1 pseudogene is annotated in these 422 nt (G+C 77.5%); it reads left to right on the top strand.

Features of this window, described 5'->3' with window-relative positions:
* Positions 1 to 155 precede the first annotated feature (155 nt).
* A pseudogene (locus tag H7I87_RS07945) lies at positions 156 to 422 on the top strand (primosome assembly protein PriA); the annotation flags it as partial.

Genomic DNA, 422 nt, shown 5'->3' with positions numbered 1-422 from the left:
CGCGCGCTACGCCGGCACCCGCCCCGACGTGTTGCGGCTGGCCGTGCCGGCCCGCCACGCCAGGGTGGAGCGGGAATCCGTCGTGGCCCGGGATCCAGCGCTCCCGGCCCCCGTCGACCCCTCAGGGCCACGCCAGGGTGGAGCGGGAATCCGTCGTGGCCCGGGATCCAGCGCTCCCGGCCCCCGTCGACCCCTCAGGCTGGGACGGCTACGGGCGCGGCGCACCGACCGCTTCGCCGAGGCCGCCGCGCAAACGGTGCGGGCCGGCCGCTCGGCGCTGGCGATCGTTCCCGATCAACGCGACCTGGACGCCCTGTGGCGGGCCGCGACGGCGCGGATCGACGAGGGCGCTGGCGATCGTTCCCGATCAACGCGACCTGGACGCCCTGTGGCGGGCCGCGACGGCGCGGATCGACGAGGGC

The sequence above is a fragment of the Mycobacterium timonense genome, from assembly GCF_025821985.1.
GTDB lineage: Bacteria > Actinomycetota > Actinomycetes > Mycobacteriales > Mycobacteriaceae > Mycobacterium > Mycobacterium avium.
The sequence above is the reverse complement of the archived record's forward strand: the minus strand, read 5'-3'. Positions and strand labels throughout refer to the sequence as shown.